Here is an 11,517-nt window from a genome sequence, read left to right as displayed (position 1 = left end):
CCCTTCTCCAACGTTTGGGCCATGCTGGTCTGCCTGCTCACCGGCTTTGCGCTAAGCCAGGCTTTTCGCACCACGGCCTCCATCATGGCCGACGGGCTGCGCACCGACTTCGGCCTCTCCGCCCAATCCCTGGGCTCGTTTGCCGGGCTGTTCGGCCTGTCCTTTGGCGTGGCACAGTTGCTGATGGGCATAGGCATGGATATTTACGGCCTGCGCAAGACCGTGCTGCTGACCTTTCCGCTGACCATTGTGGGCGCGGCCCTGTCGGCCATGGCACCCAGCTATTCCTGGCTGATGCTGGGCCAGTTGCTGATAGGCGTGGGCTGCTCGCCGGCCTTTTTGGCCTCCACCATGTTTATCGCGCGCCACTTTCCGCCCGAAAAATTCGCCTACATCTCCGGCGTGGCCCTGGGCCTGGGCGGCCTGGGTCTGCTGTTTACCGGCACGCCGCTGGCCTGGCTGGTACAGCACTATGGCTGGCGCACCGGCTTTGGCCTGCTGGCCGTGCTGTGCGTGCTGTCCTGGCTGCTGATTTTTTTGCGCGTGCATGAGCCGATGGTGGCCAGCGATGCGCTGCCCAAACCCAGCTTCATGGAAGCGCTCAAAGGCTTTGGCAGCCTGCTGCTGCTGCCCCACACCTGGGGCATTGTGCTGCTGGGCATGGTCAGCTATGCCTCTTTTCTCACCGTGCGCGGCCTGTGGCTCAGCCCCATGCTCATGGACCGCTATCAGTTCTCGCTGGTCTCCACCGGCAACGTGGCGCTGGCGGCATCGGTCATTTCGCTGTTTGCGCCGTCCATGTTCGGGCGCGTGGACCCCGGCCCTACCCAGCGGCGCACGCGTATTTTCAATTTTGCCCTGCTCATGGGCGGCATTTTCACGGCGTTGGCACTGGTGCATCACCCTGTGCTGACCGTGCTCTTGCTGCTGCTCATGAGCGTGTTGTCAGGCTATGGCGCCCTGCTGTATGCCGATGTGCGCTCCTCCTACCCGCGCGAGACCACGGGCCGGGCACTGTCCATCTTCACCATGGCCATGTTTCTGGGCGCAGCCCTGATGCAGTCGCTATCGGGCGTGGTGGCCGGATTTGCCGAGCGCCAGGGCTCGGACATCTATCTGGCCGTGATGCTGATGATTGCAGCCATGCTGGTATCCGGCGCACTGGCATACCGCTTCATCCAGGCTTCGCCCATGCTTGGAAAAGCGGCGCACTAAGAACTTCAAGCAAAACAAGGCTCCAGCCTTGAATATCTAAGTGCAGGTAGCTATGTTTTTATAGCCACTCAGTTCTCGCCGTCATAGAGCCAGGGCACGTCCATGATGCGCCCGCCCAGGGCACGCAAAGACAGATCCCGCCCCCAGCGCATAGGGCCGGTCGCATGAAAGATACGGCCATTGCGCAGGGAGCGCTCCTGCACCCGCGCATTGCGCTGCCAGCGGTTCAGCGCATAGCGGCGCAGGCGCAAGCTCACATCCAGATCGTGCATGGACAGCGCTCTTTGCAGCTCTGCCGCATCCTCGATCGCCATGCCCGCCCCCTGGGCCAGATAGGGTCGCATGGGGTGGGCGGCATCCCCTACCAGAGCCACCAGGCCCTGGGCCATCTGGGCCGCAGAAGATAGCGGAACCCGGTCTGCCACCGGCCACAAACGCCATTCACCACCAGCCTCCGGCACATGCTGCACCAGATCCTGCAGATAGCCGCAAACGCCTTTCAGGTGCTGCAGCAGATCGGGCAGATTGGCAGAGTGATCCCAATGGTCCAGATCATCGGGCGCCGGACCGCTCACAATGACCACCAGGTTTTGCAGCTCGCCACGCCGCACCGGATATTGAATCGCATGCAGCTGCGGGCCTAGCCAGGCCGTCACCTCGCCGGTGCGCAGACGTTTGGGCAGCTGTGCCTGGTGCACCATGGCACGGTAGGCCAGATGCCCGGTGACTCGCGGCGGTCCGTCGCCCAGCATCTGAGCCCGTACGGCACTGCGCACACCGTCGGCGCCGATCAAGGCATCACCTTCGATCAGCTTGCCAGCATCGGTACGTATGGTGATCACGCCCTCCTGATCGGTATAGGAGAGCACCGACTGCTGCAGGTTCAGATGCACCTGAGACTGCTGCTGCAGCGCCGCCAACAGCAGGCTGTGCAGATCGGCACGGTGAATCGTGGCATAGGCTGCACCATAGCGATGAACGATTTCCGAACCCAACGGCAAACGCCCCAGCTCCTGACCCGATACCGCGCTGCAGGCCCGCAAGGCCGTAGGCGATGCAATCACCTGCTGCAAAGGCCGCTGCAAACCCCAGGCCTGCAGACAACGAATCACATTCGGCCCCAGCTGAATACCTGCACCTACCTCGGAAAACTGCGCGGCCCGCTCAAACAGGCGCACATCCCAATCGGAGCGCGCCGCTGCAATCGCCGTGGCCAGGCCGCCAATGCCGCCACCTGCAATCAACACCTGCTTATTCATATGAATATTGTGCCGCCTTGCGCAGGCCCGGTTAGCGCTGCTTGATCAAGTCAGATCAAAACGCCCAACCATATGCCCATGGATCTTTTGATATTCCAAGCCCCATGAAAAAAGCCCACCTGGAAGGCGGGCTCTTTCAACTTGCGCAGCGAATGGCGATCAGATAGCGAATTGTTCGCGGTCCTGATCAGCAATCCACTTTGGCGGCTTGCCACGGCCAGTCCAAGTCTGACCCGTTGCGGGATCGCGATACTTGGGAGCCACTTTGGCACCGGCATTAGCGGAGCGCGCACGTGCGGGAGGGAAAACGTCTTCAGCAGTCAGACCGTATTCTTCGATCAATGCACGGACCTTGGCCACAGCATCAGCGAGTTCACGGGTACGAGCTTCGTTGATTTGCTGTTCCAGATCTTGCTTTTGCTTTAGCAGTTCCTTGTATGTGCTCATGATGTGCGCTTCAATTGTTGATTTAAGAAATATTATTATACGGAGAATTAATGATCGATCTCGTTTTTTCTATACGCACAAACCACAATATTCAAATCATACAAAAGTAACTTTGTGTAATTTATCTAATTAACACAGACCTTGCTTGCCAAAATTTTATCAACCCTTTTTCCTTCCAGAGCAATCACTTCAAAAGTCTTGGCTTCACTCTACTTTTTTCACCAAAATGGTGCAAACAATCGCTTTCAGACCTCCAACAAGCTGTCACATTGTTATATCTTCTCTTTATTTCGTCAGCTTGTTTCGAATGTCTAGTCTGATTCTCAGTTCGTCGATCTTCAACCATCCACCCTGCAAAGACCCGGCTATATATCACTCAACCTCGCCCGGATCAGAGCTTCATCAAGCGAGTGCAAATTGATGGTGATCACCGGCTGCAAATCATCTGATGTCACGATGCATTGCAGCCCATTTTTTCATCAAAACCATCGTACGCCCGGTTTTGGCAAGCGCACTCCCTGCCATTTCATGGTGCTCAAAGTTTCAGATCGGAACGAAGGCAGCAAGCACATGCTTTCGCAACAAAGCCTGATTCTCTAAGCCAAAGACCACCAGCTTGCTCACACTCGCTGCTTTCAGAGCCCTGTCAACCGTGGCATGAAAGACGGATACCGGGAGTATCCATATGCTTCACCGATCATACGGGCAGTGTGTGCAACCGTCGGTTCATGTGCAGCAGGACGCGACTGCATCAAAGATGCAGTCTTGCATACGAAAAACGTTTGCTCGACTGGAGGCTCGTGGACTTCTATCAATTCAGCTTCGCCCCATCCCCCAAACTGACGGTCAATTCTCTGCGGCCCTTGAACAATTGCCAGATTCATTTATGTATCGCTATGTCAAAACTGAATGCATTGAAAATGACAATAGTCGTACAAATGGCTTTTTGCGCAAGCAATCCAGACAAAGAAAAGAGGCAATAGCGATTGCAATCAGTTCCAGATAAGGCTGAACTATTCGCACAATAACTGATCAGGCATAAATTATCGTTATAAAAGCAATAACAATAACCAGCACGACGATGACGGTTATTGAAGCCAGGGACGTAGATAACCTCGGAGATATCACCCGGGACGCAATGCCAGCAATGAAGCATTGCTTCTCCCAAAATCTCGTAAAGCAGCTCCTTGAGCTTATGCCACCCGGCAACAGAGGCAAAGATTGCCTGAGTTTTTCCTACTAGTCCAAGACTGCCTGCTTTCGCCAATCATCTGCATCGCCGAGTACACCTCGGAGCAGCGCCGACCGTAGGATCCAGCAGAAAATCCATACTTCGTACACAAGAAAGACAACCATGGCGCTTTACTGCATAGGCGACATCCAGGGCTGCTACGACGCTTTCGAGCGCTTGCTGCAAACCGTGGATTTCTCCGAAAGCCGGGACACACTTTATGTGCTCGGCGATCTTGTCAATCGCGGCCCACAATCGGCCGAAGTTCTGCGCCGCTGCATGCAGGCCGGCGATTCCATGCGCGCTCTGCTGGGCAACCATGATCTGCACCTGCTGGCCGCATCGCAGGGTTTGCGTCGCCAGAGCAAACGCGACACGCTCAATCGGGTGCTTGAAGCGCCCGATAGTGCGCAATTGCTTGAATGGTTGCGCCAGCAGCCCCTGAGCCGTCTGCACACCAATGCACTTGGTGAGCAATTGTTCATGGTGCATGCCGGTGTACTGCCCCAGTGGAGCGTGCAGGACAGCCTGCAACTGGATGCCGAGATACAAGCCGTGCTGAGAAGCCCGGACTTCGCGCTTTTTCTGCAGCACATGTACGGCAATCAGCCCGATCGCTGGTCATCAAGCCTGCAAGGCGATGACCGCCTGCGCTGTATCGTCAATGCCTTCACCCGTTTGCGTTTTTGCTCTGCCGATGGAGTGATGGATTTTGAAAGTGCCGAATCGGCCGAGCAAGCCCCAGAGGGACTGATGCCCTGGTTTGACGTGCCAGGCCGCGCCACTGCCGACACGCTCATGGCTTTTGGCCACTGGTCCACGCTGGGTCATGTCAATCGAGCTGACTTGATGGCCATGGATACCGGCTGCGTCTGGGGCGGATGCCTGAGCATGATGCGCATAGGCGACAAGCTGTCGGAGCGCGAGTTGATTCAGCTGCAATGTCCCCAGGCACAGGTGCCAGGCCAGCACTGAGCACCGGCAAACAAAAACGCCTGCATCACGCAGGCGTTTTTCATGGAGGTGAGTACCTCAGAGCTGAGGAGCCACCGGAGCCTTGAACAACGCAGCAATCTTGCGCTTGGGCTTGATATTGCTGCTCACGCCCTTCACCGGGGCGGCGATCTGCCTTTCCCAGGCTGCGGGCTCATGGGCTGCAGTCGAGACATAGGGCTTGTCAAAGAATGGATCGCTGTTGGCCGAACGCTGAGCCATGCGCGAGGGGCGGTGGCTGTGGCTGGAGGACGACGGGGCACGGCTTTCGCTTCGCTCGTACTCGCCACGCTCACGGCGAGGACGGAACTCCTCGCCCGAACGGCTTTGACGGGCCGGGCGGAAATCTTCCATGGGGCAGACTTCCACATCGATCTTCTTCTTGATGAGCTTCTCGATATCGCCCACATTGCGGCTGTCCGAATCGGTCACCAGGGTCACGGCCAGACCCGATGCGCCAGCACGGCCGGTACGGCCGATGCGGTGCACATAGTCTTCGGCGTTGAACGGCACGTCGAAGTTGAACACGGCCGGCACATCCTTGATATCCAGGCCACGCGCCGCCACATCGGTACACACCAGCAGATCCACTTCACCGGCTTTGAAGGCTTCCAGAGCCTTCAGGCGCTCGTCCTGGCTCTTGTCGCCGTGCAGGGCCGTGGCACGCAGTCCGTCGCGCTCCAGCGCGCGCGTCAGACGTGCACAGCCTAGCTTGCTGTTGGAGAAGATGAAGGCCTGGCGAATATTGCGCTGCTTGAGAATCGAGCGAATCGCATAGCGCTTGTCGTCGTCCGTCACCTTGTAAAAGCGCTGCTCCACCGTGGAAGCCGTTTCATTGGGACGGGCGACTTCAATGGTCACCGGATCCTGCAGATAGCTGCCGGCTAGGCGCTTGATCTCGGGCGAGAAGGTGGCCGAGAACAGCAGCGTGGTGCGACTCTTGGGCAAGAAGGACAGAATGCGCTGCAGATCGGGCAGAAAGCCGATGTCCAGCATGCGGTCGGCCTCGTCCAGCACCACATATTCCACCTGGTTGAGCACCACGTTCTTGGCTTCGATATGGTCCAGCAGACGGCCTGGCGTTGCCACCAGCACTTCCACTCCGCGCTTGAGCTCGGCGGTCTGGGGCTTCATATCCATGCCGCCAAACACCACGGTGCTACGCAGCTTGGTGTGCTTGGCATACAGAGCAATCTGCTGCGCCACCTGATCTGCCAGCTCACGCGTGGGCAACAGCACCAGAGCGCGTACAGGGTGGCGAGCAGGCGAGGCCGAGGCGTTTTCATGGCGCATCAGGCGCTGCAGCAGCGGCAGCGAGAACGCCGCCGTCTTGCCCGTGCCTGTCTGGGCAGCACCCATGACGTCCTTGCCGGTCAGTACGACCGGAATGGCTTGCGCCTGGATTGGGGTCATGGACTCATAGCCCATGTCGGCCACGGCGCGCGCCAGGGGCTCAGCCAAGTGAAGATTGGAGAAAGAGCTTGTCATTGAGGGCGTTATTGTCGCACCGAGTGCATTTTTCGCGCTTGCCTGCTGGAAAGCAGTGTTCTTTTACTGCACCACCGCATGGCGCTACAGAGGGGAAAACGCCGGATATATCCCGTGCAAACAGCCGGGATAACCCGAAGTCAACGCCATGGTGACACACAAAAAAGAAAGGCGTGTGAAGCATCACACGCCTTTTTTGCCTATTTCCAAGTCCCTAAAGCTGCTGCGCCGAGAAGGTGTCGCAGGCCTTGACGCTACCGGTTTTGTAGCCCTGCGTGAACCAGCGCACGCGCTGGGCACTGGAGCCGTGGGTAAAGCTGTCCGGGCGCACCGTGCCCGTGGCTTCGCGCTGCAGCTTGTCGTCGCCTATCTGCTGGGCTGCATTCACGGCCGACTCGATATCGCCCTGCTCCAGCCAGTTCTTGGCCTGTTGGGACTTGTTGGCCCAGATACCGGCCAGGCAGTCGGCTTGCAACTCCAGGCGTACCGACATGGCATTTTGCTCACGCTCGCTCACACGGCCACGCATGGCATCCACCTTGCCTGAAATCCCCAGCAAGTTCTGCACGTGATGACCGACTTCATGGGCCACCACATAGGCGCGGGCAAATTCACCCGGAGCGCCCAGCTGGCGGCTCATGGTGTTGAAAAAATCCATGTCCAGATAGACCTTGTGATCACCCGGGCAGTAAAACGGCCCCATGGCCGACTGGCCCGTACCGCAGGCCGTGCGTGTAACGCCGGTAAACAGCACCAGCCTGGGCGGCTGGTACTGAGCGCCGCCCTGGGAGAACATCTGCGTCCACACATCTTCGGTCGACGCCAGCACGGTGGAGACGAACTTGGCCCCCTGGTCATTTCCCGCCGGGCGCTGAGCCGGCGCCTGCTGCACCTGAGGCGAGCCGCCACCGGAGAGCACGCCAATCGTGGTCAGCGGGTTGATGCCGAACACGCCCCAGCCAATCAGTGCCAGCACCACCGTGCCAATGCCAATGCTGCGCCCGCCCAGGCCAAAACCACCACCGCCGCCACCGCCTTCGCCACGGCGGTCTTCCACATTGTCCGACTCGCGGTTACCTTCCCATCGCATGGTACTTACTCCTTGGTTTTGATACCGCAAGCGCTAAGTCCCAAGGCCGGCGGCATGTGTTGCCTTTCACCAGCCGCGAGCAAGTCGGGCATCTGTGTTTTGTTGAATCTGAAGTCATTTTTCCGCCAACCACAGTTGTTGACAATTGATAGGCTGCCATGCTTATCTGGCAACCGGACCACCCACGGTCCTGGCGCCGCCGTCCGGGCTGGAAACCAGGGTCATAGCCGGGCGTGCCGCAGCCGAAGGGGCTTGCGGCTGGTTGCGGGCCATATGTTCTTCCACCACTTCCACCATGCTGAGCAGCAAATACGCCACCGCCAGCAAGCCGGCAACGGCCAGCACCAAGCTGAACCAGAAGCGGTAAGCCTTGCGCGGGGCCTGTCCCTGGTGGCGGCTGGGCTCGTGGGCCGCGGCGCTGACATCGTCCTTCCACACCGGCTCGCTTTGAGCGCCGCTGGAAGGCGCCTGAGTCCAGGTGGGTTCCTTGCGTTGTCCAGAGCGAGAGGGGAGACCGAGCATGAAGAAAATCCGTTGATGTAACGGCCGCTATTGTGCTCGCTGCAACTGCCTTGCGGCCGCGTCTTTGTCTGAGCCGCTTGTCGGCAAGCAGCGGTTGCGACGGATTTTTGTAAGCAGTTACGACAATCGCGTCGATTCAGGCGTTTGCGTTCGCGCTCAGCCTGTGTACAGTCACAGCCACAAGCGCTGTTTCCATGACGACGGATCCGCGCTTCGTGGCATGCAACCTGATCTTGGTAACTCCTAAAAATATAGCTGACTGCGGTTTATTCACTGGGGACTCACTGAGATTTCAATCATGACTCCGTCTCGACTGCAATTCGCTGGACCCGATCGCTGGCAACGCCTGGGCTTGCGCACCCAGCTGGCCCTGGTCTTTGGGTCGTTGGTGCTGCTGTTGGGCATTTTGATGTCCCTGGGATTTGCCGAATTGCTGCGCGTGCGCACCGAGCGCGAAGCCGGCGCCTCGCTGCACAGCGTGGCTACCAATGCGTCCCGCCTGCTGGCGGACGATCTGCACAGCAAGGCGCGTACCGTGCAGGTGCTGGTCAGCTCTACCTCGCTATGGGAGAGGGGCCTTGCCGCCCCCGGCGTCACCGCCTTGCTGTCGCGCCTGCGCGCCGTACAGCCGCACAGCACCTGGATTGGCGTAGCAGACACCAAGGGCACCGTGCTCAGCGCCACCAATGATTTGCTGCTCGGTAGCGACGTCAGCAGCCGTCCCTGGTTCAAGAACGGGCTCAACAGCATCTATGTGGGCGATATGCATCCCGTCGTGCGGCTGGCCGATCTGCTGCCTCCGCTGCCCAATGGCGAGCCCTACCGCGTCATGGATTTCTCCGCCCCCATCCAGCTGCAAGGCAAGACCATAGGCGTACTGGGCATACAAAGCAGCTGGGCCTGGACCGGCGAAACCGTGGAAATGCTGCTGCCAAGCAACGCTCAGGAGCAGCAGATCTCGCTGTTCATCTTCGACAAAAACGGGCAGATGATCTATGCCCCAGGCGGGCAGATCAAGCCCTTCATCGACGCAGGCCAGGAGCTGCCATTCATGCCCCGCATGGCTGAAGTGGATTCACGACAGCTACGTCCCAGCCCGCGCATCGTGCAATGGAAGGACGGCGGCAAGGATTTCCTGACCACCATCGTGCCGCTGCAACCACGCAGCGCCGCCACCGACCTGGGCTGGTACATCGTGGCCCGCCAGCCGCTGCAAACAGCTTACGCCCAGGCCCGCCAGGCGGTGTACCAGGTGCTGGCCACCGGCCTGGTGGCTGCCGTGCTCGCCGCCGTCATGGCCTGGTGGGCCGCCAGACGCCTGAGCCAGGACATCAAACGCCTGGCCAGCGCAGCCCGCGCCATTCATGATGGCGATCAAGGTGCCGAAATTCCCCTGACCCACAGCAGCCGGGAAATCAGCCACCTCTCGCGGATGCTGCACAGCAGCATTGCCAAACTCAAAGCCAGCCACGATGCCATGGAAGCGCAGGTGGCCGAGCGCACGCTGCAGCTGCAAAAAGCCAATGCCGAACTGGAGCTGCTGGCACACAGCGACCCGCTCACCGGACTGCTCAACCGCCGCGGCTTTGACGCACGCATGCTCTACGCCTTGGCTCTGGCCAAGCGCGGCAATCGACCTTTGTCCTTGCTGGCCATGGACATCGATCACTTCAAATCGGTCAACGATGAATTTGGCCACGAGGTGGGCGATATGGTGCTGCAGTGCGTGGCCCAGGTGCTCAAATCACGTTTGCGCGTCTCCGATGTGCTGGCCCGCATGGGTGGTGAAGAATTCATCGCCTTGCTGCCCGACACCTCTCTGGACACCGCCATGGAGCTGGCCGAAGAGCTACGCACCCGAATGGAAAGCGCGCCCATGCCCCACGGCCAGCAGGTGACCTTGAGCATCGGCGTGAGCTGTCTGAGCGACACCGATATGGAGGCCAGCGGTCTGTTGCGCCGAAGCGACGAAGCCTTGTACAACGCCAAGGCTGCAGGCCGCAACAACGTCCAGCCGCTGCCCCCGCCACCACCCGTCTAAAAATCAATAGATGACAGTTTGCTGAAACCCGGGTTTAATAATACTCAATTCGAGCATTATTATTTTATATAACAACCGGATGGAGACCATGCAGCTCAAATCTGTGGATTTCGACCAACCCACCTCTTTTGTCGGCGGCCAGTGCAGCATAGGCCAGGCCTGGGCCAAAGTGCCTGCCGAGGCAAGCCTGCAGCAGCAGCGCGAAAGCGCCGAACGCATACGCCAGCTGCTGCGCGAACGCAATGCCGCGCTGGTGGCCCACTACTATGTGGACGGCGCCTTGCAGGACCTGGCCCGCGAGACCGGCGGCTGCGTGGGTGACTCGCTGGAGATGGCCCGCTTCGGCTCCGAGCATGCCGCGACCACGCTGATCGTGGCGGGCGTGCGCTTCATGGGCGAGACCGCCAAGATTCTGAGCCCCGAGAAAACCGTGCTCATGCCCGATGGCGACGCCACCTGCTCGCTGGACCTGGGCTGCCCGGCCGATGAATTCAGCCGCTTTTGCGACGCCCACCCAGACCGCACCGTGGTCGTTTATGCCAACACCAGCGCCGCAGTCAAGGCAAGGGCCGACTGGGTGGTGACATCGTCTGTGGGCCAGGACATCGTGGCCGCCTTGCATGCGCGCGGCGAAAAAATCCTCTGGGCACCCGATCGCCACCTGGGCAGCCATATCCAGCGCCAGACCGGAGCCGACATGCTGCTGTGGCAGGGCTCGTGCATTGTTCACGATGAATTCAAGGCCGACGAGCTGCAGGCCCTGGCCGATGCGCATCCCGAGGCCGCCATCCTGGTCCACCCCGAATCCCCGGCCTCCGTGGCGGCGCTGGCCGATGTGGTCGGCTCCACCACGCAGTTGATCGCCGCCGTAGGCCGCCTGCCGACGCAGACGTTTATTGTCGCCACCGATCAGGGCATCCTGCACGATATGCGCAAGCGCCACCCGGACAAGACCTTCCTGGCCGCGCCCACGGCCGGCAGCGGCGCCAGCTGCAAAAGCTGCGCCTTCTGCCCCTGGATGGCCATGAACAGTCTGGCCGGTGTGGAGCAGACTCTGCTGCACGGCCATGGAGCCATCGAGCTCGATGCCACGCTGGCCCGCGCCGCCCGCAAACCCATCGAGCGCATGCTGCAGTTTGCCGCCGCCCAGCGCCAGCCGGTACGCGCCAGCGGCGCGCTGGAAAAAGACGGGGCCCTGTTCCAGCACTTCGGTCCGGCCTGAGGAGCCCCG

9 protein-coding genes are annotated in these 11,517 nt (G+C 59.9%); 4 read left to right on the top strand and 5 right to left on the bottom strand.

Annotated features, from left to right (window positions below):
- Positions 1-1,215: MFS transporter (locus tag ACNAZA_RS16105; RefSeq protein ID WP_415797558.1), on the top strand; the 1,215-nt coding region annotated here is incomplete at its 5' end.
- A gap of 68 nt (positions 1,216-1,283) precedes the next feature.
- Here ACNAZA_RS16105 and ACNAZA_RS16100 read toward each other — a convergent pair.
- Together ACNAZA_RS16100 and ACNAZA_RS16095 are read right to left on the bottom strand one after the other, a co-directional pair.
- Positions 1,284-2,474: an FAD-dependent monooxygenase gene (locus ACNAZA_RS16100; protein WP_415797557.1), complete on the bottom strand. Its 1,191-nt coding sequence runs from the start codon at positions 2,472-2,474 to the stop codon at positions 1,284-1,286.
- Between the two features lie 159 nt (positions 2,475-2,633).
- A complete protein-coding gene (locus ACNAZA_RS16095; protein WP_120970291.1) occupies positions 2,634-2,921 on the bottom strand; it encodes an H-NS histone family protein in 288 nt (95 codons plus the stop codon).
- Between the two features lie 1,354 nt (positions 2,922-4,275).
- On the opposite strand from ACNAZA_RS16095, the gene ACNAZA_RS16090 reads away from it, so the two are divergent.
- Positions 4,276-5,127: a symmetrical bis(5'-nucleosyl)-tetraphosphatase gene (locus ACNAZA_RS16090; RefSeq protein ID WP_415797556.1), complete on the top strand. Its 852-nt coding sequence runs from the start codon at positions 4,276-4,278 to the stop codon at positions 5,125-5,127.
- A gap of 57 nt (positions 5,128-5,184) precedes the next feature.
- On the opposite strand, the gene ACNAZA_RS16085 is transcribed toward ACNAZA_RS16090, so the two are convergent.
- The 3 genes from ACNAZA_RS16085 to ACNAZA_RS16075 all read right to left on the bottom strand — a co-directional run bounded on the left by ACNAZA_RS16085 (position 5,185) and on the right by ACNAZA_RS16075 (position 8,245).
- Positions 5,185-6,633: a DEAD/DEAH box helicase gene (locus ACNAZA_RS16085; RefSeq protein WP_120970294.1), complete on the bottom strand. Its 1,449-nt coding sequence runs from the start codon at positions 6,631-6,633 to the stop codon at positions 5,185-5,187.
- 214 nt (positions 6,634-6,847) lie between these two features.
- Positions 6,848-7,723 carry a KPN_02809 family neutral zinc metallopeptidase gene (gene ypfJ / locus ACNAZA_RS16080; RefSeq protein WP_415797555.1) on the bottom strand — a complete coding sequence of 292 codons (876 nt, stop codon included), beginning with the start codon at positions 7,721-7,723 and terminating at the stop codon, positions 6,848-6,850.
- A gap of 162 nt (positions 7,724-7,885) precedes the next feature.
- On the bottom strand, positions 7,886-8,245 hold the full coding sequence (locus tag ACNAZA_RS16075) for a hypothetical protein (RefSeq protein ID WP_415797554.1): 360 nt from the start codon (positions 8,243-8,245) through the stop codon (positions 7,886-7,888).
- A 298-nt stretch (positions 8,246-8,543) separates the two neighbouring features.
- Between ACNAZA_RS16075 and ACNAZA_RS16070 the strand changes: the two genes are divergently transcribed.
- Positions 8,544-10,286: a sensor domain-containing diguanylate cyclase gene (locus tag ACNAZA_RS16070; protein ID WP_415797553.1), complete on the top strand. Its 1,743-nt coding sequence runs from the start codon at positions 8,544-8,546 to the stop codon at positions 10,284-10,286.
- Between the two features lie 88 nt (positions 10,287-10,374).
- Complete coding sequence (nadA, locus tag ACNAZA_RS16065) at positions 10,375-11,508, top strand: quinolinate synthase NadA (protein WP_415797552.1); 1,134 nt, start codon at positions 10,375-10,377, stop codon at positions 11,506-11,508.
- Positions 11,509-11,517 lie beyond the last annotated feature (9 nt).

The sequence above is a fragment of the Comamonas aquatilis genome, from assembly GCF_965139575.1.
GTDB lineage: Bacteria > Pseudomonadota > Gammaproteobacteria > Burkholderiales > Burkholderiaceae_C > Comamonas > Comamonas aquatilis.
Note: the sequence above shows the minus strand (reverse complement) of the source record. Positions and strands in the feature narration are given on the sequence as shown.